The sequence below is a fragment of the Pedobacter sp. P26 genome, from assembly GCF_050632135.1.
In the GTDB taxonomy this organism is placed as follows: Bacteria; Bacteroidota; Bacteroidia; order Sphingobacteriales; family Sphingobacteriaceae; genus Pedobacter.
Map to the genome: position 1 here is coordinate 3,480,218 of NZ_CP192574.1, position 24,718 is coordinate 3,504,935.

28 protein-coding genes and 1 pseudogene are annotated in these 24,718 nt (G+C 36.9%); 13 read left to right on the plus strand and 16 right to left on the minus strand.

Translation table 11 applies throughout. The features are described 5' to 3' along the window. Positions 1-53: 53 nt before the first annotated feature. The 5 genes from idi to ACQ86H_RS16195 all read right to left on the minus strand — a co-directional run bounded on the left by idi (position 54) and on the right by ACQ86H_RS16195 (position 2,960). Complete coding sequence (gene idi, locus ACQ86H_RS16175; protein WP_431291730.1) at positions 54-596, minus strand: isopentenyl-diphosphate Delta-isomerase; 543 nt, start codon at positions 594-596, stop codon at positions 54-56. Then, complete coding sequence (locus tag ACQ86H_RS16180; RefSeq protein WP_431291731.1) at positions 597-1,106, minus strand: phytoene/squalene synthase family protein; 510 nt, start codon at positions 1,104-1,106, stop codon at positions 597-599. A gap of 5 nt (positions 1,107-1,111) precedes the next feature. Beyond that, the gene (locus ACQ86H_RS16185; protein WP_431291732.1) at positions 1,112-1,432 is read right to left on the minus strand and encodes a phytoene/squalene synthase family protein; all 321 of its coding nucleotides are present in this window, start codon (positions 1,430-1,432) and stop codon (positions 1,112-1,114) included. Next, positions 1,416-2,321 carry a MerR family transcriptional regulator gene (locus ACQ86H_RS16190; protein WP_138823897.1) on the minus strand — a complete coding sequence of 302 codons (906 nt, stop codon included), beginning with the start codon at positions 2,319-2,321 and terminating at the stop codon, positions 1,416-1,418. Before ACQ86H_RS16190 ends, ACQ86H_RS16185 begins: the two co-directional genes overlap by 17 nt. Positions 2,322-2,684: 363 nt before the next feature. Next, a complete protein-coding gene (locus ACQ86H_RS16195; protein WP_138823895.1) occupies positions 2,685-2,960 on the minus strand; it encodes a hypothetical protein in 276 nt (91 codons plus the stop codon). Between the two features lie 408 nt (positions 2,961-3,368). Between ACQ86H_RS16195 and ACQ86H_RS16200 the strand changes: the two genes are divergently transcribed. The 5 genes from ACQ86H_RS16200 (at position 3,369) to ACQ86H_RS16220 (ending at position 8,490) form a co-directional block, all read left to right on the plus strand. Then, positions 3,369-4,127, plus strand: a complete 759-nt coding sequence (locus ACQ86H_RS16200; protein WP_138823893.1) for a LytR/AlgR family response regulator transcription factor — start codon at positions 3,369-3,371, stop codon at positions 4,125-4,127. Positions 4,128-4,249: 122 nt separating this feature from the next. After that, positions 4,250-4,603 (plus strand): response regulator, encoded by a 354-nt coding sequence (locus tag ACQ86H_RS16205; protein ID WP_246862805.1) that lies wholly within the window; start codon positions 4,250-4,252, stop codon positions 4,601-4,603. Between the two features lie 11 nt (positions 4,604-4,614). Then, positions 4,615-5,244 carry a hypothetical protein gene (locus tag ACQ86H_RS16210; protein ID WP_431291733.1) on the plus strand — a complete coding sequence of 210 codons (630 nt, stop codon included), beginning with the start codon at positions 4,615-4,617 and terminating at the stop codon, positions 5,242-5,244. A gap of 126 nt (positions 5,245-5,370) precedes the next feature. Then, complete coding sequence (locus tag ACQ86H_RS16215; protein WP_431291734.1) at positions 5,371-6,744, plus strand: exonuclease domain-containing protein; 1,374 nt, start codon at positions 5,371-5,373, stop codon at positions 6,742-6,744. 1,329 nt (positions 6,745-8,073) lie between these two features. Next, positions 8,074-8,490, plus strand: coding sequence for a VOC family protein (locus ACQ86H_RS16220; RefSeq protein ID WP_431291735.1), 417 nt, complete (start codon positions 8,074-8,076; stop codon positions 8,488-8,490). 344 nt (positions 8,491-8,834) lie between these two features. On the opposite strand, the gene bioA is transcribed toward ACQ86H_RS16220, so the two are convergent. Genes bioA through ACQ86H_RS16235 form a run of 3 tightly spaced genes read right to left on the minus strand, consistent with a single transcriptional unit; the run spans position 8,835 to position 11,567 of the window. Then, a complete protein-coding gene (bioA, locus tag ACQ86H_RS16225; RefSeq protein WP_431291736.1) occupies positions 8,835-10,139 on the minus strand; it encodes an adenosylmethionine--8-amino-7-oxononanoate transaminase in 1,305 nt (434 codons plus the stop codon). A 2-nt stretch (positions 10,140-10,141) separates the two neighbouring features. Continuing rightward, complete coding sequence (locus ACQ86H_RS16230) at positions 10,142-10,594, minus strand: NUDIX domain-containing protein (RefSeq protein WP_138823877.1); 453 nt, start codon at positions 10,592-10,594, stop codon at positions 10,142-10,144. Further along, positions 10,581-11,567: a cation diffusion facilitator family transporter gene (locus tag ACQ86H_RS16235; RefSeq protein WP_431291737.1), complete on the minus strand. Its 987-nt coding sequence runs from the start codon at positions 11,565-11,567 to the stop codon at positions 10,581-10,583. The genes ACQ86H_RS16230 and ACQ86H_RS16235 overlap by 14 nt, the downstream gene beginning before the upstream one ends. A gap of 113 nt (positions 11,568-11,680) precedes the next feature. Between ACQ86H_RS16235 and ACQ86H_RS16240 the strand changes: the two genes are divergently transcribed. After that, positions 11,681-12,877 (plus strand): pyridoxal phosphate-dependent aminotransferase, encoded by a 1,197-nt coding sequence (locus ACQ86H_RS16240; protein WP_210419481.1) that lies wholly within the window; start codon positions 11,681-11,683, stop codon positions 12,875-12,877. A 728-nt stretch (positions 12,878-13,605) separates the two neighbouring features. Here the strand turns inward: ACQ86H_RS16240 and ACQ86H_RS16245 are convergent. Continuing rightward, entirely contained in the window at positions 13,606-14,850 is a 1,245-nt protein-coding gene (locus ACQ86H_RS16245; RefSeq protein ID WP_431291738.1) for an ABC transporter permease, read from the minus strand. A gap of 200 nt (positions 14,851-15,050) precedes the next feature. Between ACQ86H_RS16245 and queA the strand changes: the two genes are divergently transcribed. The 3 genes from queA to ACQ86H_RS16260 are packed head-to-tail and all read left to right on the plus strand — an operon-like array spanning position 15,051 to position 16,823. After that, complete coding sequence (gene queA / locus ACQ86H_RS16250) at positions 15,051-16,100, plus strand: tRNA preQ1(34) S-adenosylmethionine ribosyltransferase-isomerase QueA (protein WP_138823871.1); 1,050 nt, start codon at positions 15,051-15,053, stop codon at positions 16,098-16,100. 58 nt (positions 16,101-16,158) lie between these two features. Beyond that, on the plus strand, positions 16,159-16,719 hold the full coding sequence (locus tag ACQ86H_RS16255) for a 2-C-methyl-D-erythritol 4-phosphate cytidylyltransferase (RefSeq protein ID WP_431291739.1): 561 nt from the start codon (positions 16,159-16,161) through the stop codon (positions 16,717-16,719). Continuing rightward, positions 16,623-16,823 carry an IspD/TarI family cytidylyltransferase gene (locus tag ACQ86H_RS16260; RefSeq protein ID WP_431291740.1) on the plus strand — a complete coding sequence of 67 codons (201 nt, stop codon included), beginning with the start codon at positions 16,623-16,625 and terminating at the stop codon, positions 16,821-16,823. The genes ACQ86H_RS16255 and ACQ86H_RS16260 overlap by 97 nt, the downstream gene beginning before the upstream one ends. 324 nt (positions 16,824-17,147) lie before the next feature. Here the strand turns inward: ACQ86H_RS16260 and ACQ86H_RS16265 are convergent, their stop codons facing one another. The 6 genes from ACQ86H_RS16265 to ACQ86H_RS16290 form a co-directional block, all read right to left on the minus strand. After that, the gene (locus tag ACQ86H_RS16265) at positions 17,148-17,306 is read right to left on the minus strand and encodes a lmo0937 family membrane protein (RefSeq protein ID WP_138823867.1); all 159 of its coding nucleotides are present in this window, start codon (positions 17,304-17,306) and stop codon (positions 17,148-17,150) included. A 172-nt stretch (positions 17,307-17,478) separates the two neighbouring features. Then, positions 17,479-17,700, minus strand: coding sequence for a DUF2795 domain-containing protein (locus ACQ86H_RS16270; protein ID WP_010603503.1), 222 nt, complete (start codon positions 17,698-17,700; stop codon positions 17,479-17,481). A 79-nt stretch (positions 17,701-17,779) separates the two neighbouring features. Next, the gene (locus tag ACQ86H_RS16275) at positions 17,780-18,328 is read right to left on the minus strand and encodes a cob(I)yrinic acid a,c-diamide adenosyltransferase (RefSeq protein ID WP_431291741.1); all 549 of its coding nucleotides are present in this window, start codon (positions 18,326-18,328) and stop codon (positions 17,780-17,782) included. Positions 18,329-18,396: 68 nt separating this feature from the next. Further along, entirely contained in the window at positions 18,397-19,155 is a 759-nt protein-coding gene (locus ACQ86H_RS16280) for an ABC transporter ATP-binding protein (RefSeq protein ID WP_138823862.1), read from the minus strand. 128 nt (positions 19,156-19,283) lie between these two features. Continuing rightward, positions 19,284-19,574 carry an Asp-tRNA(Asn)/Glu-tRNA(Gln) amidotransferase subunit GatC gene (gene gatC / locus ACQ86H_RS16285; RefSeq protein ID WP_431291742.1) on the minus strand — a complete coding sequence of 97 codons (291 nt, stop codon included), beginning with the start codon at positions 19,572-19,574 and terminating at the stop codon, positions 19,284-19,286. Between the two features lie 2 nt (positions 19,575-19,576). Next, the gene (locus ACQ86H_RS16290; protein ID WP_431291743.1) at positions 19,577-20,149 is read right to left on the minus strand and encodes a lysophospholipid acyltransferase family protein; all 573 of its coding nucleotides are present in this window, start codon (positions 20,147-20,149) and stop codon (positions 19,577-19,579) included. A gap of 652 nt (positions 20,150-20,801) precedes the next feature. Between ACQ86H_RS16290 and trpS the strand changes: the two are divergent. The 4 genes and pseudogenes from trpS (at position 20,802) to kdsB (ending at position 23,544) form a co-directional block, all read left to right on the plus strand. After that, positions 20,802-21,801, plus strand: a pseudogene (gene trpS / locus ACQ86H_RS16295) (tryptophan--tRNA ligase). Positions 21,802-21,878: 77 nt separating this feature from the next. Next, positions 21,879-22,493 carry a deoxynucleoside kinase gene (locus ACQ86H_RS16300; RefSeq protein WP_025144984.1) on the plus strand — a complete coding sequence of 205 codons (615 nt, stop codon included), beginning with the start codon at positions 21,879-21,881 and terminating at the stop codon, positions 22,491-22,493. Positions 22,494-22,555: 62 nt separating this feature from the next. Next, positions 22,556-22,759, plus strand: coding sequence for a DUF5808 domain-containing protein (locus ACQ86H_RS16305; RefSeq protein ID WP_431291744.1), 204 nt, complete (start codon positions 22,556-22,558; stop codon positions 22,757-22,759). Next, positions 22,756-23,544, plus strand: coding sequence for a 3-deoxy-manno-octulosonate cytidylyltransferase (gene kdsB, locus ACQ86H_RS16310; protein WP_431291745.1), 789 nt, complete (start codon positions 22,756-22,758; stop codon positions 23,542-23,544). Before ACQ86H_RS16305 ends, kdsB begins: the two co-directional genes overlap by 4 nt. 121 nt (positions 23,545-23,665) lie before the next feature. On the opposite strand, the gene ACQ86H_RS16315 is transcribed toward kdsB, so the two are convergent. Continuing rightward, positions 23,666-24,619, minus strand: a complete 954-nt coding sequence (locus ACQ86H_RS16315) for a bifunctional helix-turn-helix transcriptional regulator/GNAT family N-acetyltransferase (protein WP_431291746.1) — start codon at positions 24,617-24,619, stop codon at positions 23,666-23,668. Positions 24,620-24,718: the final 99 nt, after the last annotated feature.

Sequence of the window (24,718 nt, forward strand, 5' to 3'; positions counted from 1 at the left end):
AAGTAGTCCTATATTTGTCCTCGAGAGCGTTAATTTAGATACGGGTATATGGCTTAGGCTGTATGCCCGTTTTTTATTTTAGCCGTTGATGCATGTGAAATTACTTCATCTAAACAGATTCTTAACCAAGGTGTATAGGCATCTGGATTAACCGCAATATCATTTGCTAAAGTATCCAAATCCACATATTTAAAGGAGGCTACTTCATCCTGATTTATAACTGGTAATTTATCGCTCATGCCAAAAAAAACATGGTCTATCTCGTGTTCCGTTAAGCCATTTTCAAATATTGCTTTATATGTAAATTTAAACAAAAAGTTTAACTCGCAGGCAATACCCATTTCTTCCATCAATCTCCTGTTAGCCCCCTGGATACTACTTTCTCCAATCCGTGGATGACTGCAGCACGTATTCGTCCATAAGCCACTCGAATGGTATTTGTTCACCGCTCTTTGTTGCAGCAACAATTCACATTTAGAATTAAAAATAAAAACAGAAAAGGCACGATGCAATAAACCTTTTTCATGCGCTTCCATTTTATCCATCTGCCCTTTCGGCACATCTTCCTGATCAACCAGAATAACCTGCTCTTCCATTTAAATTACGTTTAACTTATTACGGATAATCGAATCAAACATCAAACCAACTTTACGGGTGTTCGAAATTCTTATTCGTTCAGTCATTATCTTTTCAGCACTTAAGCGCTTTATCTTAGCAAATAGTTTTTTATAGTAGATATAAGACAAATATACACCATTTCTGGAAGCAACTGGCAATAGCTTAATACCGGTAAGTGCCATGGCAAATTCTGTTTCAATTTCTTCTTCGATTTCCCTTTTCTGATTATCGCAAAATACCGCCAGATTAACATTAGGAAAATAATTCCTGCTAAGTGTTTGATGATCAGCCTTAACATCCCTCAAAAAATTAACCTTCTGAAACGCAGAGCCCAACTTCATGGCATAAGGTTTCAACTGTTCGTAATCTACATCGCTCCTATGGGTAAAAACTTTTAGGCACATCAAGCCTACTACTTCTGCAGAACCTAAAATGTAATCGTTGTAAAGTTCGGGAGTGTATTTTTGTGTAGAAAGATCCATCTCCATACTTCTTAAAAAAGAACAATAAGTTCAAGATCTATCTGGTATTGATTTACAACCTCCTGAAATGAATTTAAGATGGGGTTTAAACTAATGCCCAGGTTAATGGCTTCGAAAGTATCCTCCTTAAATTTAGCTAACAAAAATTTCTTGTCATAATGATGAAAGCTATCTACAATTTCATCTGCTAAACGTACAAAGCCGTAAATAGCGTGTATGGGTTGTCGGAGTTCTTTACCAAGAAAATAAATACCATACGAAAAGCTGGTACTATATAATTTAGTGGTAAGCCGGCTACAATCGGCAGATAGTTGATCAAAAATTTCTTTCATGTAAAATAAGGGATTCTATTGTTTTTTCGAATTCATCAAGCGTTTTAATCCAGTTGATGTGATCGATATGATTTAGTTTACCAATAACCTGACTATTTCCAGCAAGATGGATTTTAGTGGTCGAGCATATTTCGGATAAATGATCTATATATTCTTGTGCTGCAGGTGCTAATCTGGATTTTACCATAAAAAGCAGCACATGGCTAACATTTAAGGTAGAAAATACCCGTTTAATTGAATCCAGCGGGACTTTGCTACCTAAAAAAATAACATGCTGATGCTGCATTCGCAGCATATAACAGGCAAAAAGCAGCCCAATATCATGATCTTCGTCCTCTGGTAAAAAAAGCAGCCAACTTTGGCCTGAATGCTCATTTATAGGAAGATTATCAATATGGGTAAATATTTTCTGACGGATAATATTTGATAAAAAATGTTCGTGTGCAGGACAAATATCGTCTTTTCGCCACATTAAGCCTAAGCGCAACAACAGAGGATATATTATTTTCCTATAGCAGCCAGAAAGCCCCAATTGACCGATGCATTGATCAATTAAATGATTAAAAGAGGGCTCGTCAAAGGCCAGACCATACTTTATAAGTTGAGAAACATAATAATCATCTTGCTTATCATCAGTAGGATGATATAATTGCTGGTCGAGAAGTTCATCAATCTCCTCATCTGAGAGACTGCAGATTTTAGAAATTTTTAAGCCACTTTTATTTAAGGTTACAATGTTTAATAGTTTTACAAGCTGCTGATCATCATATAAACGCGTATTGCCTTGGGATCGCAACGGACTCAATGCATTATAGCGTTGCTCCCAGATCCTGATGGTGTGAGAATGGATGCCCGAAAGCTGTTCAAGATCTGCAATAGAGTAAGTCATTATTTTGTTTAAATATATTTAATAAAACTTAAACAAAAAAAGAAAAAAAGTTTTCACTACATCTACAGCAAATTTATTTTAAAAGAAAACCTCAAGGCGTTGAGTCAATAGTTCAAAACCAAGAATTAAACGCTTTGATTAAATGAGGCTGTATCAAAAACAAGTCTCCCTAAATATTTTATTATATTGAACCCGTCTTATGCTTAGCTTGAAGAAATATTGGAACGAATTAAATGGCATTAAAGCAGGCCCTCAACAGCATGATCATTCTATGTTTTACTCGCGTGGCCTATAATAGTTCCGATCAGGTATAGTATTTAAATTTTAGGTTAAGGATAAATTAGAAGACCAGGAAACTACAGATTAAAATAGCTGTTCTGTCAATAATACACCTCTTTCACCATTACCTGTCTCTATAGTATGTACATTTTTGTAAGAATGGCTGAAGAAATCGTAGCCATGTTCTCTCTGTTTAATAGCTACAGTGCCCAACGGATAATTGAAGTTAGTTTGCATACATTGCAAACTACCATTGGCCAGCAGAAGAAAATCACAATCGTAACCTTGCTCCTGTAGTTCAATAACCTTTTTGGTAATAGATACGTTTAATCTGTTGATGGTTTGGATTCTATTTTTCATGGGGATATTGTTTTAGATAATTAAGAATAATTACTCTGGTTATTAAATATATCTATTAATTATTACGTTTCAAAATACAATATATTATCATACAAGTCATTATATCTTTTTTTTAGTAAATTTCTGCTTTAATTTTTTGTGTTGTTATTCTTGCCAGCGTTTAGCCAAAGCCTGTTGCAAATGCTTAATTTAAAACAACTTTGCTGGTTTAAACCAGTATTCAGCTAATGCTGTTATAAAATTAAATAAGGAATTGTTTTAATATCTTTAAACAAAAATTTTAAATTATACATAATCTCAAAAAAAACCTATTTTTCCTTGCCGAATACATAAAAATTCATTGCAAATGTGTTTTTTTTTCGTTTTACTTGTCGAAATTGTAATTTGCATTAACTAAACCTATAAGAAATGTCAATAAGTTGTATTGCTATTGATGACGATCCTCATTCCCTGGAAAGCTTAATGGCATATATGGAAAAGCTTCCTGATTTAAAGCTTATCCAAGTTTTCACCGAACCGCTCCAGGCACTGACAGAGATATCGGTATCTAACCCTGTAGACATTATTTTCATGGATATCGAAATGCCCTCACTATCCGGAATCGAACTGGCAACATTGTTAAGGCAAAAAACAACATACCTCGTTTTCACCACTGCACACCCAAGGTATGCCATTGATGCCTTCAAGGTAGAGGCGGATGCTTATTTGCTTAAGCCCTACTCTATTTTACATTTAGCCAAAACGATAAATAACCTTTACCCAACCGGAAAAAAAGCCAAACATCCTTTTTCCATTTTAGACGACCATTTCTTTTATATTCCTTTACATGGAGAAAATAGTGACTTGGTAAGAATAGATTTGAATGAGTTAATTGCTGTTGAAGAAATAGGAGATGATATTGAGTTTAAAACTACAAAAAATGCTTTTTTGAGTTCGAAATCTAATTTTACCAAGACCTTGAAAATGCTTAAAGAGCATCCCGCATTTATTCAGGTTACTCCTTCTGTTGTAATTGCAAAACAGCATATCAAAAGTGTACTTAATCATAAAATATTGCTCTCAGCTGAAGTATCCATTAACATTTCAGAATCCTATGCTGAACTTTTCGAAAATTTTATCAAAAACAATCTGCAACAAGAAAAACCCCGCCCTGACGCCATTATATAGTATTTAATCCCGCATTATCAGCATCTTCCATCCATTTTAATGCATAATCAAAACATTACGTCCAAAATTTTGTATTAGGATAATCTATTTATTATTTAATTGATTAATCTGTTTTGAAAAGAGTGCTGATTGTGGATGATGATCCAGATGTATTAGAAGTTTTCCAGGAAGTATTAGAAACTGAGCATTATAAAGTTTATCCACTACTTTCACCACGGTATATTTTTAAAACGATAAAAGATTTTAGACCCGATCTGATTATTCTAGATATCATGTTGAATGGCATGGATGGCCGTGCCGTATTTAAAGAGTTACGGTTAAATCCTGAAACAGCGCATATACCAATTATTATGGCATCGGCCAGATATGATGAAAATTACATCACATCACAAAAATATCACCCCGATGATTATTTAGAAAAACCTTTTAATATAGCAGATTTACTCAGAAAAGTAGATGCTTTAATCGAAAATTAAAAAAATCAGATATGAAATTAAAACTACTAACACCTCTTTTATTGCTGGTTACCCTGGTATCAACCAGGGTAATAGCACAAAACAGACCCGACAAACTCTATTCGATGAGTGGAATTGGATTTGCATTCCCTATGGGTGAAACCTCAGATTATTTTAAGCCAAAATTTTCAACATCATTAGGTTTAAACCTGGGTCTAGGCGATGGCGGCTTGTTCCTTTATCCTAAAGTAAGTTTACATGCTTTTACCTTCAACCAGATTACCCCAGATGCAGGATACACTTATACCTTGCAAAAAGGAAGAGCTACCACTTACTTATTAAATGTAGCATTAGGTTACCGTAAGATTGTAAACAAATGGGCATTTTATGGTTTTGCGGGTGCTGGTGGTGGAATTATACTTACCCCACAGGCAGCCGTTAATACATCAACTTTGCAGGTTACGCAGGATAATAAATCAAATGGATTGGGCATTGCCGAAGGTGGTGCAGGTATTGAATACAATATTGGTGGCGCTAATTTATTTGTGGAGGCGAGTTATATGTACGGTTTTAGTAAAATCCAGAACAGAACTTTTAATACTGTACCTATCTCTGTTGGTATTAAGCCTAATTTAAGCAAATTACTCAGTAAACTTAAATAATATCTGCATACAAAATAAAGGCGCGGTTACGTTAAATACGTAGCCGCTTTTTTTATGCTAAAGAAATAATCAAAATTATTTTTATACTAATTATTTTAGCATAGATTTGTATTTCAAATTATTTTAATGTTATACGCAGTTGTAGATATCGAAACCACTGGCGGTCATGCTTCAGCAAATGGCATTACCGAAGTTGCCATTAATATCCATGATGGCAATCAGATTGTTGAATCTTACACTACCCTGATCAATCCAAAACAACCGATCCCGGATTACATTACGGCTTTAACCGGCATTGATAATGCCATGTTGAAGGATGCGCCAACTTTTCCTGATGTTGCGCTGCAGATCTATCAGTTGCTGAATGACAAGGTTTTTGTGGCGCATAACGTAAATTTCGATTATTCCTTTTTAAAGCATCATTTAGCCGCTGCGGGCTACGATTTACAATGCAGGAAATTATGTACGGTAAGATTAAGCAGGAAATTAATTCCCGGTAAATCTTCTTACAGCCTGGGTAAATTGTGTACGGCCCTCCAGATACCGATACAAAACCGGCACAGGGCTGCAGGCGATGCCGATGCCACCAGCATCCTCTTTAATATGTTATTGGATAATGATCTGGAAGGGATCATTCCAGAAATGTTAAAGAAAACTTCTAAAGAACAGGTTTTACCGCCACATTTAAATAAAGCTTCTATTTTAAGATTGCCCAATCAGCCTGGGGTTTACTATTTCAAAGATAGTAAAGGCAAAATTGTTTACGTGGGTAAGGCCAAAGACCTTAAAAAACGCGTAACCAGTCATTTTACGGGGAACACCCCGAACCGTCAGAGGCAAGACTTTTTGCGTACCATACATCATGTCGACTTCGTGATCTGCGGAACTGAACTGATGGCCTTAATTTTGGAAGCCAATGAAATTAAGCGTCTTTGGCCCGAAAACAACCGGGCCATGAAACGTTATGAGCATAAATATGATTTATACGTTTTTGAAGATCAGAACGGCTACCTGCGTTTAGCCGTTGATAAACATAAAAAGAATAATAATGCCATACAGAGTTTTAACAGTTTATTGGAAGGTTATAACTTTTTAACCCAGTTAATTAATAAATACCAACTTTGTGCTAAGCTCTGTTATCTCCAAAAAACAGCTACAAAATGTTATGCACACGAAAACGGGCAATGTTTTGGTGCCTGCAGCGGAATAGAAACCGTGGCCGTTTACAACAAAAAATTAAATGCAGCTTTAAACGATATCCAAAATCAGCAACCCAGTTTCGCCTTGGTTGACGAAGGCAGAAAAGAGGAAGAATTTAGTTGTTTAGTAGTAGAAAACGGGAAATTTTATGGAATGGGTTATTTTACCGACAAAAATTACCTGGAAGATGGATTGGCGCCGATCAAGAACGATTTATCCACTTATCAATCCAATAGTTATATTTTAAATTTAATTCTGAATTACGCAGAGCAACATCCACAGAAATTGTACAAATTGTAGAAAACTTGATTCAATGCTAATGAGGTATTCTGCAATAATCCTGCTATTGTTACTTTCATCTACTTTATGTTTTGCACAAAATGTAATATTAATTGAAAAGAATATTAGGAAGGAGATATTTCAAAAAACGGAAAATGGTGATACCAGATCTACATATCTAGGAAAAATAACAGATAAAAATCAAAGAAATCTATTTTATGTAGTTAAAGAATTTAGCCGAATAAAGGCTGCCATGGTATACTACGGAAATAGCTGGCTTATATTTTACAGTCCAAATAAAAAATTCAAAGCCCGGTATCATTTCAGTATGCCCAACGAATTGCCTTTTAAACTGAATAACAATACCCTTTATTTTTACGACACAGATGAAAAACCTGTTAAAGTGTCAACTCTTAAAATTAATAGCCAATTGCCGAAGCAAATATTCAATAGTTCTTCGATTTCTTTCATGCAATAAAACCGATGGATAGTTTAACCTTTATAGCTTACTGCCTATCTTTGATGAAGTTATTGAACTGCTACATTTCGAAAAAACTTCATTCCGGGTAAATAAGAAAATCTTTGCTACGCTAAATCTTCAAAAAACAGGCGACATTCAAATTATCGGCAATCGATCAGTCTGTTTTTTGTGATTTTGAACTGAACAGAATACGGCAAGCTATAGGAGCCTGGGGCAAACAAGGCTGGACAATTTTTGACCTAACGGAATTAGCAGATGAAATGCTTATTGATATACTTACACTTTCTTATTGTAATGTAGCGCTTAAAAGGCTGTCCGAAAAGTACAAAGCTTAAGTACAATTCCTAAGATTATGAGCTGAAATGGCTTTAAATGCCTTACATGGTAAGAATTAGCACAATAAATCACTAACCAATAAGCCTATAAACCACAGTTCGATTATTAATATTCCTTTAAAAATCTACTACAGGCATTTTTCTTTCATAGCCGTCACCCTGAATTTATTTCAGGGTCTATTTAGCAGTAAAGATGCTGACGACGTAGTAGCTACAAGACGATTTAAAACACTATTTCTACTTGTAAAATGAATTCAGCATGACGATCGCACTAGTTTCAAGAATTTAAAATTAGTCAATGTGAATAAGTATTAATCGAACTGAGGTTATAAAATTTAAAAACGTAGGCTAATAAAGCATTGTGCTTTATAACGCGCAACATTGCCGCAATACTTTAACCATATAAGGAATAGAAGAAATAAGCTAATCATAATAACCTAAATTGTCTCAAATACCCCTGTAGTTTTTCGCTTTTAGCAAGGTCAACCCCACAATTCGTTACCTATCTTTACTCACAACAAAATATAAAACGTTATGACAAAATCACTCTGGATAAACCTTCCGGTAAAAGACATTAATAAATCGAAAGCATTTTTTACAGCCTTAGGCTTCAACCTTAATCTCCAATATGGCGCACGTGAAGATTCTGCCTGCTTTTTAGTCGGAGAAAGCAATCTAGCCATCATGCTTTTCGAAGAAGCATTGTACGAGAGTTTTGCAGGAACCAGCATTGCCGATAAACGAAATGGCGGAGAAGTATTATTCTCCTTTGATGCAGAAAGTCCGGAAGAAGTAGACATCCTGGCAGAAAAAGTGGTAGCTGCAGGAGGTACACTCTATGGCGAGCCTGGTTACAAAGATGGTTGGATGTATGGCTGTGGTTTTGTTGATCTCGATGGTCAAAGATGGAGTATCCTTTATATGGACATGAGCAAGATGCTTTTAGGGTAGTTTTTTTTAAAAAAAAACTAAAATTTGCCTGAGCGGTTAATATACAAATCACTTTATGAGAAGAGATGTATTCAAATCTAATACTGGTTGTGGTGTCGCATTACGACCTAAAAGCACCTGTACTTCTTCTAAAGTCGATTTTTATAGTGAAGTCAGGTGTTACCACCTGACTTATCATATACTTAAAAGATTTGATGAAGTGTAAGATGGTAACATCTTACACCACAGACAATACTTTAGTTTGATTTATAGGTTGCTTTAAGATTCCCACCTGCGTGGGAATGACGACTATTCTAAAAAGACAATTACTAGTCGTAGTGTCTCGCTACGACCTTACAAACTACCTATATTTCTTCTAGTGCTAATTTTATCGTTGCATAAATATAATCCAAATCTTCATCACTGATTATATACGGTGGAAGGATATAGATAATATTGCCCAATGGCCTTAATATAATTCCCTTGTCTAAGAAGTAGGCATACAATAAATTACGCAGATTACTTAAATAAGAAGTTTCATTTCCTGTTTCCCACTCTATAGCGATAATGGTACCGGTTTGTCTAACCGCTTTAGCTTTAGGATGCGCTTTAATCTCCTGTAAAAACATGGCATGTTTAGCCTCTACCCTTTTAATATTGATCAGTGTTTCTTCCCGCAATAAAATATCTAAACTCGCTAAAGAAGCTACACAAGCAATTGGGTTCGCGGTAAAAGAGTGCCCGTGGTAAAGCGTTTTTAATTTATCATCGCTTAAAAAGGCTTCAAAAATCTCATTCGTACAGGTGGTTACCCCTAATGGCATTGTTCCACCGGTTAAGCCTTTGCTTAAACAAATAATATCAGGCTTATTAGTTAATTTCTCGCAGGCGAAGTAGGTGCCTGTCCGGCCAAACCCCGTCATTACCTCATCAGCAATAATTAAGATACCTGCTTTTTTACAGGCAGCAACCAGTTCATCAAGGTATTTCGCTTCGTACATCAGCATGCCACCCGATCCTAGAATGAGTGGTTCGAAGATAAAACAAGCGGTATCTGTAAGATTTGAAATGTGAGAGGTGAGGTATGAGATATTGCCCTCTTCGGGCAGATCGATAAACTCAACATCGAATAATAAACTATTAAAGGCATCTGTAAAAATACTGCGCCCACTTACTGACATAGCGCCAAAAGTATCGCCGTGATAGGCATTTTTAAAGGCTAAAATCTTCGTTTTTGGTGTGCCCTTATTGTCCCAGTACTGCAGGCACATTTTTAAAGCCACTTCTACCGCTGTTGATCCGTTATCGGTATAAAAAACTTTATCTTGTTTGCCCGGTAAGATAGGCAACAACCTTTCTGCCAACAATACAGCGGGTTCGTGCGTAAAGCCTGCAAAAATTACATGTTCCAGTACATTGAGCTGATCGGCTACTTTTTTTGCGATATGAGGGTGTGAATGGCCATGAATATTCACCCACCAGGATGAAATCGCATCGATATACCTTTTTCCATTTTCATCAAAAACATAGACACCCTCACCCCTCACAATCGGGATGTGCGGTAGCGCATTCTTCATTTGGGTATAGGGGTGCCAGATTACTTTTTTATCACGTTCAGTTAAATTTAATGGGGAGGAAGAAGCTAAGGCTTGAGACTTATCGGATATCATAATTATAATTTAGCTGAATATTGATTTTTTAAAAGCTGAGCTACAGTTTTATCGGTTTTAAAGGTGATATCTTCAATACTTAAATCATCTATTTTCACCCATCTGAAAGCCTGAAGAATTTCACCATCTCCATCAAAATCGTAAATGGTATCTTTAAAGGCCAACTGCAATGGAGCTTTTTCCTTAACGACATAATATACGCTAATTACCTGGCTATCATTAAATGAAGATTTTTCAAAAAAATCTGTAGTATAAAAATGAGATAATACTTCAATTTCCGCATTGCACTCTTCCATAAACTCACGTTTTAATCCATCAATTAAGCCTTCGCCAAATTCTAATCCACCACCCGGAAACTTACTGAAACGAAAACCGTATTCCTCCTCATCACTTACCAAAATCTCATTGTCCTGGTTAATTAACAATCCATAAACCCTTACATTAAAGTAGCTCATTTTCGAAATGCTTTTTATTTTTGATTACTATTTCAGGTGTCCACACAATTTCTTTTTTAAAGGCCTCTGCCCTCACCGGACATTCGCTCATGTGGCAATAATGACAGCATTCGGGCAAACATGGATCTGCATGAATAAAGAGTTCTGCTTTACGAACGCCATTTTTATTGATCAATTCATCAATCTGCGATATTTCGCGGTGAACCTTATTTAAGTCAAAATAATAAGGCAACGTTACGTGGCAATCAATGTGAAATTCAGGACCATATTGCTGAGTACGTAGATTATGTACATCAATCCAGGGATTATGCCTGTTCTTCTGCAACACTTCAACCACCTCTTCAACCAGCGTAAAATCGCTTTCATCCATTAAACCACCTACCGAACCCCGGGTGAGTTTATAACCAGAATAAACAATGTAAAAACCTACTATAAAGGAGAGTAAGCTATCTAGCCAAATAATACTTGTCAACTGAATTAAGATTAATCCAATCACAATCGCTCCACTGGTATAAGTATCCGTTAATAAATGTTTGCCATCAGCTTGCAAGGTAACCGAATGCTCATCTTTGCCAACATTAATCAGGTATTGTCCAACTATTAGGTTAATCAAGCCCGTAATACCAATAATTAGTGTTCCGGTTAACAACTCGCCCACTACATGAGGATAAATAAGGTTGTACGATGATTTGAAAATAATCACCACGCCCGCAATCAAAATCAATATTCCTTCCACAAAGGCAGAGAAAAATTCAACTTTTCCATGTCCATAAGGATGATTTTCATCTCGGGGCTGTGTACTCAGGTAGATGCTGTAAAAAGCAAAACTACCTGCTATTACGTTTACAATACTCTCCGCTGCATCTGTTAATATGGCGTTCGAACCTGTAATAAAATACGCAACAAACTTAGCCAGCATCAACACCACACTCACCACCAAGGAAATTATTATCGCTTTCTTTTTTACCGACACAGGAATATTTTTTTCAAAAATACGCTTATCGAATAAATTAAATGAGAAAAACTATGCCTTTTTTAGTGCAGAATAATATTTGGTTTATATATTTGCGCTCAAAGTAATTAACCATGAGCACCTTATCTAAAAGAATCAACAGTCTATCCGAATCTGCAACCCTTAAAATGACCAAACTTGGCCGCGAATTAGCGTCTAAGGGCATTAACATCATTAGTTTAAGCGTTGGTGAACCCGATTTTAATACACCCGATCACGTCAAAAATGCTGCTAAAAAGGCATTAGATGAAAATTATACACGTTATTCACCTGTACCGGGTTATCCAGATCTGCGCCAGGCGATTGTAAATAAGCTAAAGACAGAAAACAACCTGGACTATGATATTTCGCAGATTGTTGTTTCAACAGGTGCAAAACAATCTTTATCAAATGTTATTTTAACCTTGATCGATCCGGACGATGAAGTCATTATCCCAACACCTTACTGGGTTTCTTATTCAGAAATGGTAACCCTTGCAGAAGGAAAATCTGTTTTTATTGACACGGATATCGAAAGTGATTTCAAAATTACTCCTGCACAATTAGAAGCAGCTATTACACCTAAATCGAAATTATTCATGTTTTCTTCGCCATGTAACCCAACAGGTTCGGTTTACAGTAAAGAAGAATTAGCAGCCCTGGTTGCCGTTTTCGAAAAACATCCAAATATCTATATCTTATCTGATGAGATTTATGAACACATCAACTTTGTTGATAAACATGAATCTATTGCTCAATTCAGCAGCGTTAAGGACCGCGTAATCATTGTTAACGGTTTCTCTAAAGCTTTTGCCATGACAGGCTGGAGATTAGGTTACATTGCAGCAAATAAAGAAATTGCAGCCGCTAACGATAAATTACAGGGACAAACTACTTCAGGAACATGCTCTATTGCACAAAGAGCCGGAATTGTTGCTTACGAGCAAGGTTTAGCAAGTGTTCTAGAAATGAAAGAAGCATTTTTACGCCGTCGAGAACTGGTTTATAATCTGTTAAATGAAATTCCAGGTGTAAAAACGAATCTTCCTGATGGTGCATTTTACTTTTTCCCTGAAATCAGTTCTTTCTTTGGCAAAAAAGATGCTGAAGGAAACGTAATTAAAGATTCGTCAGATCTCGCTTTATACCTGTTAAACGTTGGTCACGTAGCAACCGTTGGTGGTGATTCGTTTGGAAACAATAACTACATCCGTTTATCTTATGCAGCATCTGACGAAAGTTTAGTTGAAGCGTTGAGAAGAATTAAAGAAGCTCTGGGTAAATTAGCCTAGTCTTTTACAATTGGCTGTTTTCAGTTAACAGTCATGTAAGCAGAAATCCCCTCATTAATTAAATTTAACGAGGGGTTTTATATAGTATAATCATCGTCTTACTACATTCCCATCTCCAGGCCGTCATCTCAACCGGAGCACAGCGTAGTGAAGAAATTTTTATCTGGAAATAAAAGAAATCAGACGTTTGATACCACACTAACCTTCCTTCTAGCTGTTGTCTCACCGACTAATAGAATAGTGTTCCTGATTCGGAAATGAAAGCAAGCATTTCATCGGAGGCTTCAGTCCTTCTTTCCGTTAATAGTCCGCACCCGGTGAAAAACCGGCTTTGCGGGCTATCCACTACAATAAGGTTTATGAACCATGGGCATTGCAACTAAAAACGATCTTCAGCCGAATTTCTATAGTATAATCATCATTCTTGACTGCATTGCCACCTCCAGGCCGTCATCTCGACCGGAGCACAGCGTAGTGGAGAGATCTATCTCCAGAAATAAAAGAACTCAGATGCTTGTTACCCTATTAATTTTCCTTCCAGCCATTGCCTCACTGACCACTAGAATAGTGTTCCTGATTCGGAAATGAAAGCAAGCATTTCATCGGAGAGTCCAATCCTTCTTTCCGTTGTAAGTCCTCGCTATACTGCAGGCTTCCACTTCAATAAGGTTTATTCACTACGATAAGGCGAGTAACTGCAAATTGCGAACTAAAAACTGCCAACTAAATTAACTTCTAATTGCCTCTACCGGATCTAGCCTTGATGCTGAATATGCAGGCCAAAAGCCAGAGATAGTGCCAATAATAATTGATATACCGATACCTAAAGCAATATTATTCAAGCCTAATATAATATGGAAGTCTGTCGCTGCTCCAATCCCCAAAGCGAGCAGAAAGACCAGTAATAAACCCAGCAAACCACCTAAAATACATAGCGAGATGGACTCAAAAATAAACTGAAGCAGGATAAAATAGTTTTTCGCGCCCAACGATTTCTGGATACCGATAATATTAGTACGTTCCTTAACCGATACAAACATGATATTGGCGATACTAAAACCACCAACCAAAATCGAAAACCCACCAATTACCCAACCGGCAATATTCACCATTTTAAACATCGAATCTAACTGATTAGAAATAATGGTGGTTTTATTTAACGCAAAATCTTCTTCCTGGCCTGGTTTAATCCTATGGATGGAGCGCATTAAACCTTTCAATTCACTTTCAACTTCTTCCAGGCTCACATTGTCCTTACCACGAACGGTAATTTGTGGACCATAACGTTCACTCTGTATATCTAAAACACCTTTTGCAAAAGCAATGGGAATATTGACGTTTTTATCGAGAGAAGTACCCAACATATCTTCTCCTTCCTTTTTAAAAACACCAATAACCGTTAATCTTCTTCCTAAAATCTGAACCTGTTTACCTACTGCCGCATCTCCATCAAAAAGTCCATCGGCAATATCAGAACCTAAAATACAAACCGGAGATCCGTTTTTACTTTCATTTTCAGTAAAATACCGGCCATCCTGAAGCTCGAAATTCCAGGTTTTATTGAAATCATGCGATGCCGCCCATACCGAAATCCCTTCAACAGAACTGCTTCTGTATTTAATGGTCCTATCGCTGGTCGATATTTCGAAGGTAACGCCCTGAGCATTTTCAATTCGCTCTCTTAGGGCTTCAAAATCGCGTAATGAAGGCTGAGGACGGTTCATATATTTCCACCATGGGTAATTATCCCCAAAACTCCATGGCCATTTTTGAATGTAAATGGTGTTAGAACCCAGCTTATCTACACTGGCCTGCAATTTACCACGAAAGGTATCTACTGCAGAAAATACTGCAATAATGGTAAAAATACCAATTGTTATTGCCAGAAGCGATAACATAGTGCGCAATTTATTCTGGCGTAATGCATCAAATGCAAAACGGAAACTCTCGCCTATTAGCCTAAAGATTATCATAATTAAAGGTTAGATGCATAGCCTCTCAAAAGGTTACAGCTTATCGTCAAAACTAATTAATTTTACGTCTACAATGCATTAATCGCACTGTATTATTTGATTTAAAATGATCAAAACATTATATACACAAATTGCGTTTGATAAAATACGAAAAAGAAAAATTAAATTCGTATTTTTGCACCTCAAAAAATTCATCAAGAATGAAATTATCACAATTCAAATTCAACTTACCTGAATCATTAGTTGCCAACAATCCGGCAGAACAACGCGACGAAGCTCGCCTAATGGTTTTACATAAAGACAGCGGTAAAATTGAACATAAAATTTTCAAAGACGTTTTAGGTTATTTCGATGACAAAGATGTAATGATATTGAACAACACCAAGGTTTTTCCTGCCCGCTTATATGGCAATAAAGAAAAAACCGGTGCAACCATCGAGGTTTTCTTGCTTCGTGAATTAAACAAGGAATTACGTTTATGGGATGTTTTGGTAGATCCGGCACGTAAAATTCGTGTAGGTAATAAATTATACTTTGGCGACGACGATTTATTGGTTGCCGAGGTTGTAGATAATACCACATCACGTGGTCGTACTATCCGTTTCTTATTTGAAGGTACTGACGAAGAATTCAGAAAAAACGTTGAAATTTTAGGTGAAACTCCTCTTCCTAAGTATATTAAACGTAAAGCTACCGCCGAGGATAAAGAACGTTATCAAACCATTTTCGCTAAACACGAGGGTGCAGTAGCCGCTCCAACTGCTGGTTTACACTTCAGTCGTGAACTAATGAAACGCCTTGAGCTTAAAGGTGTAGAATTTGCAGAAGTAACTTTACATGTTGGTTTAGGAACTTTCAGAACGGTTGAGGTTGAAGACTTAACCAAACATAAAATGGATTCGGAGCAATTTATCATCGAGCCAAAAGATGCGAACATTGTAAACAAAGCTTTAGAGCATAAAAGAAAAATCTGTGCGGTAGGAACTACTTCAATGCGTGCTATTGAATCGGCTGTTTCTGCTAACAGAACTTTAAAAGCAGCTAACGACTGGACTAGTAAGTTTATCTTCCCTCCTTACGACTTCAGTATTGCAAACTCCATGATTACCAATTTCCACACCCCGGAATCTACTTTATTGATGATGGTAAGTGCATTTGGCGGATATGAGAATGTGATGAATGCTTACGAAGTTGCAGTAAAAGAAAAATATAAATTTTACAGTTATGGCGATGCCATGCTAATTATATAAGTTTTGCGGTTGGCGTTTGGCGGTTTAGCGCTAAACGCCTTACCCTAAACGCTCAACTATGAAATACTACGCTATAATTGTAGCAGGCGGTTCTGGAAATCGGATGCAAACAGAAACCCCAAAACAATTTCTACTGCTCAAAAACCTTCCGGTTTTAATGCATACGATAAAAGCTTTTGCACAAAGCGATACTCAACCTAAAATTTTATTAGTCCTAAACAAGGATCAACAGAGTTACTGGACCAGATTATGCGAGGAATTTAATTTCCAGATACCGCATCAGGTTATAGACGGCGGAACAGAGCGTTTTTACTCTGTAAAAAATGCCATTTCCGCTATTGAAGAGGAAAGTTATGTTGCCATTCACGACGCTGTCCGTCCGCTCGTCTCCAAATCCCTTATAGACAACTGTTTTAAAGAAGCTGAATTACAAGGGAATGTTATCTCAGCCGTACGATCCAGCGATAGCGTACGCTTGCTTAGAAACGACAAAACAACGGCATTAAATCGTGATGAAATCTTTTGGTACAAACCCCTCAAACTTTTAGCCATAATATTCTTAAAGAAGCATACGACCAGGAGTTCAAATCCCATTTTACTGATGATGCAAGTGTGGTAGAATCTGTCGGGTATGAGATTAATATCATCGAAGGAGAAAGAGGAAATATTAAAATTACCTACCCTATTGATCTCGAGCTAGCAGAGCTCTTATTGAAGAATTAAGAGCTTTAAATTCGATTAGTAATATACAGGTTCTTCTGTGATTTAACACAGCGGAGTCCTGAGTTCATTTCAGGGGCTTAAAATAGCAGGAAAAATGCTGTCTATAATTAGCCATTAGGTCTTTAATACAATATAACTACTAATAAAATAAATCCGGTAACTATCGGATCAGCATGACGATCGCACTGGTAAAAGGAGTAAAAAGTTAATCAAGATCTGATTACAACATAAAAAAGGAGTTCCAAAAATGAAACTCCTTTTTTAATCCATCTATTTCAAAGTGTTCCCTACTTCTAAACGAATGAATGTAGGTGCGATACATTTTTACGCTGCCCTACCAATTACCTTTAATAAGATGGCAATTACTGCGATCACCAATAATACGTGGATTATATTACCAACATCGCCGAAGCCGTGAAATACAAATCCGATCACCCATAGTATCACCAATACTACTGCGACTAAGTACAATAAATTTCCCATAGTGTTAATTTTTTTAAGTAATGTTACATTTTGCATTATTAACACATGGCTTTTAGATTTTGTTTAAAAAATGTAAAGATTTCGCTTATCTTGCTGATTTACATCGTTAAAACAACTTAAACAAAAAAACCTTCCAGTTTTACTGAAAGGTTCTTTTATCTGTTTTAAAATCCTAGTATTCGTCCTCGTTAAAGAAGAAATCTTCTTTAGTTGGGTAGTCAGGCCAAATTTCCTCAATGGTTTCATAAGGTTCGCCATCATCTTCTAGTGCCTGTAAGTTTTCAATTACTTCTACCGGGGCACCAGAGCGGATACCATAATCAATTAATTCGTCTTTAGTTGCAGGCCATGGTGCGTCTTCCAGGTGCGATGCTAATTCTAATGTCCAATACATATCTTCAATTCAATTAAATTCTTATTATTGCGCAAAGTATATTAAAATTTTTGAGCAAAACAAACTTATTTTTCCACTATTATACCCTCGGAATCCAAATGTTTTCCTCCGCGTTAAAATATACGGTCAGTTTTCGTGCCAAAACGAATAAATAATCACTTAAACGATTTAAATAAACTGTTACATGCTCATCTACAAAGCTATTTTCTGCAAGCGCTACTGTCAAACGTTCTGCCCTTCTGCAAACACACCGGGCAATATGGCAGTAAGCAACAACAGTATTTCCGCCAGGTAAAACAAAATGTTTTAAGGCGGGCAGTGTTTCGTTCATTAAATCCATCTCACTTTCCAACAAATTGATGTCAGTTTCGTGCAGGTCAGGAATTTTCATTTTAGACTTTTCCGGATTAGCAGCAAGCGACGCGCCAATGGTAAACAACCTGTCCTGGATTTCTTTTAGCAGATGTTGGTCATGCTGTTCAATATCCTGACACATAATTAAACCGATATACGAATTTAACTCGTCAACAGTGCCATAGGTTTCGATACGTGAATGATATTTAGGTACACGGGTACCACCTATTAGTGAGGTTTGCCCTTTATCGCCGGTTTTAGTGTAGATTTTCATGTCCCCTAGCTCCCTTAAGGGGGAATAATATGGTTAGTCCTAAAAGTCCCCTTTAGGGAATTTAGGGGTTAATTGATTTTCTCCCAATCGCTGCCGTTATCTTTCAAGGCCTGCAAGCGTGGAGATACATTTTTGATATCGGTGTTTAAATAATCATTTTCAATCAAACCATCACGCATGCGTACAATGCGGTGGGCATGTTGCGCAATATCTTCCTCATGCGTAACCAGAATAATGGTATTGCCTTTACTGTGAATTTCTTCAAGCAGGCCCATAATTTCTACTGATGTTTTGGTATCTAGGTTACCGGTAGGCTCATCAGCCAGAATAATAGAAGGATTATTGATTAATGCCCTCGCCACTGCCACACGCTGACGTTGACCACCTGATAGTTCATTGGGTTTATGATCCATACGATTACCTAAACCAACATTTTCTAATGCTTTAGCTGCCCTCGCATCCCTATCCTTTTTGCTTGTTCCGGCATAAATTAAAGGTAAAGCAACATTATCTAAAGATGTTGATCGTGGCAATAAGTTAAAAGTTTGAAAAACGAAACCGATTTCCTGGTTGCGTACTTCTGCCAAGGCATCATCACTCATCTGACTCACATTTGTTCCATTTAAAACATAAGTTCCGCTTGAAGGTGTATCCAGACAGCCTAAAATATTCATTAGGGTTGATTTACCAGAACCAGATGGACCCATCAATGCTACGAATTCGCCTTTATTGATATCTAAAGAAACTGATTTTAAAGCGTGAATCACTTCAGATCCAATAACATATTTACGGCCAATTTCTTTTATAGTGATGAGTGGTTTCTCCATGTTTTTTCTTTTTTAGACAGGCATAGCAGGTAAGATGTTACAAGCAATTTAAAAATTACTGCACAAATGTTAATCTTATGATGCTGAATTAACTCCCATAGCTGTGGGATTAGCTTGAAGATAAAGCATTATTTTTCAATAATTTTTGGGACCATAAAAAATTGGTCGGTATGTTTTGCGGCATTTTTCAGACCATAGGCGGTAGAAATTTCTTGTTTCACTACATCTTCGCGCCAAACATTTACCGATTCGTTCATATAAACCAATGGTTTTACATTTGAGGTATCCAATTCGTTTAACTTTTCCATGAATGATAAAATTTTGTTCATTTCAGGAATCAACGTATCCACCTGCTTTTCATCAATATGAATTCGGGCCAGATCGGCTATTTTATGGATGGTTTTTGCGTCTAAATTCATATCTATATTAACTTACTATCGATCAAACTGTAAACCTTTTCTTTCAATATATCAGAATCAACATCAACCAGGGTTAATGTTTTTATAGGTTTGTGGACGTAAATATCGCAAATTCCTGGCTTACTTCCGTATTTTGCGCCATCATCCCAATTAATTTTCCAAACATTGACAATACTTACAGGCACCAAGGGGATATTTTTATCAATGGCTAAACGAAACGGACCATTTTTAAACTCGCCTAACTTTGGTGGATAATGGTCATCAATTTTGCCCTCCGGAAAAATAATCAGGCTCATCCCTTTTTCAAGGTTTTCGCCAGCTTTTTTAAAGGCTTTAAAAGCTGAAATTTTACTGTCGCGGTTCACAGAAATATCAATTGTTTTAAAGAAAATGCCCAATACAGGATTATTCAATAACTCATCTTTTCCCATAAAATGGAATTTACCATGCCCCATGATGCAAAAAATCATAATATCCAGATTAGAGGTATGGTTGGCGCAATAAATATAAGTTTGTTTAGGATCAAGTTTTTCCTCGTATTGATAACGAAAAAAACGCCTGAAAATAAACTGCATAAAAAACTATTGGCTTTACGGCAAAAGTTTAAAATACTGTAATATTTTTCATTACGTGAAGTAATGTAGTAAAAGGGGTAAAAGAGGGCGAAAAAAAACAGTATCCAGAATAAAAACCAAACCCGGTGTACCTGCCTTAGAAAGTGGATCATAGTTATACCAAAAATATAAAATAGTTTGATATTTCAAACTAAGGATCAAGATTGTGGTGAGGGCCAACAGAAAGAACCAGCTCACAGATCTCTCCACTGCGCTGCGCTACGGTCGAGATGACGATTTAGCTACGGAACTCCGGTCGAGATGACGACCGCTTGATGAAGACTCTAGATTCGATGATGCTAGCAGGTTAAAATGGCTCCATGTTTGCAGAAACATTTGTTTATAAACCTTATTGAAGTGCAAAGCCCACAGCGCAGCGAGGACTTGCAACGGAAAGAAGGACTGAAGCCTCCGATGAAATGCTGACTTTCATTTTCAAATTATAAATACCGTATAGTTGTGCATGAGAGACCAAGCGCTATGAAAAGCATAAGCATAGATCTCTCCACTACGCTGCGCTACGGTCGAGATGACGACTACACTAAAAATTCTTACCATGAAAATTAAGGTGATTTGCGGATTGCTTACATTTTATTTTTAATTTCGTGCCATTATGAAAGAAACAGTGGTGAGCGGCATTCGCTCAACAGGAAAATTACATTTGGGTAATTATTATGGTGCAGTTAAAAACTTCGTGCAAATGCAGAACGAATATAACTGCTACTTTTTTATCGCCGATTTACACTCTTTAACTACACATCCTACTCCAGCCGATTTACACGGAAATATCAAACATGTTTTGGTGGAGTATCTGGCAAGTGGAATTGATCCAGAAAACAGCACCATTTATATACAAAGTGATGTTCCCGAAATTGCGGAGCTATATTTATACCTCAACATGAACGCTTATATGGGTGAATTAGAGCGTAGTACTTCTTTTAAAGATAAAGTACGTGCCAACCCTGATAACGTAAATGCGGGTTTATTAACCTATCCGGTATTGATGGCAGCCGATATTTTAATCCATAAGGCGACCAAAGTACCTGTTGGAAAAGATCAGGAACAACATTTAGAAATGGCCCGTACTTTCGGAAACCGTTTCAACAGATTGTATAGTACAGAATATTTTCCAGAACCTTATGCTTTTAGCTACTCTGATAAACTGGTTAAAGTACCAGGCTTAGATGGAAAAGGTAAAATGGGTAAATCAGAAGGTGAGGCCAATGCGGTATACCTATCTGATGATCCTGAAAACCATTCGTAAAAAAGTAATGAGAGCGGTTAGTGACGGTGGTCCGACAGAAGAGAACCAACCAAAACCTGAACCGATCCAGAACCTTTTCGACTTAATGAAAGTGGTATCGAGCGCAGATACTCATCAGCATTTTGACGACCTGTATAATAAAATGCAGATCCGTTACGGCGATTTCAAGAAACAACTGGCAGAAGATATGATCATTGCTACCGCACCAATGCGCGAGCGCATCCAGGACATTGCCAAAGACGATTCTTACTTAAGGCAAGTGGCTAAACATGGTGCATTAAAGGCTCGTGAAAGTGCACAAAAAACCATAAGAGAGGTACGCAGTTTAATCGGGTTTAAAAGTTTTTAATTAATATTGCGGTAAGCGACAGGCGGTTGGCGTTATAATCGCCTATCGCAAAACGCTCACCGCAAAACGCAAAAAAGATGCACATAGCAATTGTAGGAAATATAGGTGCCGGTAAAACCACTTTAACAGGTTTATTGGCTAAGAATTATGGATGGGAAGCTTTATATGAGGCGGTGGACAACAATCCTTATCTGGAAGATTTTTACAGCGACATGAAACGATGGAGCTTTAATCTTCAGATTTATTTCCTGAACAGCCGTTTTCAGCAAATTACGGATATTGAGGTCAATAAACGCAATGTGATCCAGGATAGAACCATTTACGAGGATGCGCATATTTTTGCAGAGAACCTCCACGATATGGCTTTAATGACTACCCGGGATCATGATAACTACCGTGCTATTTTTGATAATATTACCTCTTTTATCAAACCGCCGGATTTATTGGTTTATTTACGTGCATCGGTACCGACATTGGTTAATAATATCCAGCGCCGTGGCCGTGAATACGAAGCAGGGATCCGTATCGATTACCTTTCTAAACTGAACGAAAAATACGAAGCCTGGATAAAAGGTTATAACCTGGGCAAATTATTAATTTTAGATAAAGACAAGTTGGATTTCACCAATAATCCTGAAGATTTAGGTACGGTGATCCAATCGATTGAGGCAGAGATTAACGGGTTGTTTTAATCCCCAGCCCGTAAAAGGGAGTTGAGTTCATAATAAATGGTTTAATTTTTAATGCGATAAATATGCAAAAAGATTTCGAGCATGAAAATCCAGAAAACTGGAAATGGGATACTTTTTATTTCAATAAAAAAGACTCCAGGTTAATTGTTCCAAAGCGCATAAAATTGCTTGGGTGGACATTTAATTTTGCTCATCCTGTATCTTTTATTATTGTTGTATTGATCTTTATATTTGTTTTTTATCAATTTTATAGCAACAATATATGATCGATAAAAATTTAAAGTCCCCACTTGAAGATTTAAGGACTATAGGTATTATTCCAGCGCGATATGCCTCTACCCGTTTTCCCGGAAAGCCTTTGGTAGATATTGCCGGAAAAACCATGATCCAAAGAGTTTATGAACAAGCATCGAAAGCCAAAAGCTTATCAAAAGTAGTAATTGCCACCGATGATGTACGGATTGCAGATGAAGTGAAAAGGTTTGGTGGAGAATTTATCTTTACTTCATCCGATCACCAAAGCGGAACCGATAGGTGTGCCGAAGTGATTGAGCAATTACCAGGATTTGATATTGTGATCAACATTCAGGGCGATGAACCTTTTATCGAACCTGCACAAATTGAATTATTGACAAGCTGTTTTACTGAAGAAAAAGTACAGTTAGCAACATTAATCAAATCTATTCAAAGTCAGGAAAGTGTATACAATCCCAATAGTCCTAAAGTGGTGATTGATGTAAATGGCCGGGCCATGTATTTTAGCCGGAGTCCAATCCCTTTTATCCGAAACGGAGAACCAGGCGTATGGGCAGAAAAACACCAGTTTTATAAACACATCGGGATTTACGGTTACCGCACCGAATCATTAAAAGCCATTACCAAATTACCACCTTCTTCTTTAGAAATTGCTGAAAGCCTGGAGCAACTACGCTGGATCGAGAATGGATTTTATATCCAAACAAAAGTTACCGACCTTGAAACAGTTGCTATTGATACTCCGGAAGATTTACTAAAATTAAATAATCTATTGGATGCGCTGAAGCACGAGTAAGGTTATGGTTCATTAGTCATTAGTTCATTGGTTGGTTCATGGTTGATATTTTGATGGTTCATGGCCAAGTGCTAATAACTTGAGATTAATCTTCCTCAGACTGCGGACTACCGACTTCGGACTATTTTACCACCAGTTCCATCTGAATATTACATCGCGCATAAGGTGTAGGCTTACCTGCCACTTTTTTAAAACCCAATTTGTGGTAAAGATTTATGGCCGGTTTTAAAATGGTATTGCTTTCTAAATAAATTTTAGATGCACCTAATGACCTTGCTTTTTCAATAATAGCATTTGCCAATAAATAGCCTACATTTTTTCCCTGGGCTTTTGGCGATACGGCCATTTTGGCCAGTTCAAAATCATATTCGCCATCGTTCATTTTAATTAATGCGCAAACGCCTAAAGGCTCACCCTGGTAAAGTGCAACTAATATAAAACCTCCTTTATCTAAAATATAACCCTGCGGATTATCCAAAGCTTTATAATCAGATTCTTCCATGGTAAAATACTCTGAAATCCATTCTACATTCAGCGATCTGAATATTACCTGGTATTTGGGCAGGTAATCTACAATTTCAACCTTTAAACTATCTCTTTCCTTTTTCTTTTCCATTACCCTTCTCAACAAGTTTTTCTGCTCCAATAAAAACTCCCATTCCCCTATTGCTTCCCAAAGGTTATGCTGCGCTTGTGCTGAGATTTCTTCAATAGCGGCATTTACATCAACCAGCTGATCTTTTATTTCTTTTGAAATCTCCACTCCTTTTTTAGAAAGGCTCACTACATTTCTTCGTCCGTCGGTTTTGTCTTTACTTTCTTTAACATAACCTTTTTTCAGCATCTCACTGATGATTTTGCTGACAGATGGATGAGAATGGCCAATATCTTTAGCCAGTTCAGTAATCGTTTTTTCTTTCTCCTGAACCAAAGCATAAAATACAGGAAACCACTTGGGCTGCATATCAATATTATACAATTTATAAATCTGTGCAGCGTCTTCAGTCACCATATCAGTTAACATTCTTAACCTGCTACCTATAGCTACTTTGCCTACTTCTTCAAAAAAATTCATAATAAAATCAGTTACGTAATCAGTTACGCAAATATAAGAACAAAATGATATTATCCAATAACATTTAATGGCTTCGCTAATATTTTCGTATTTTAGTTT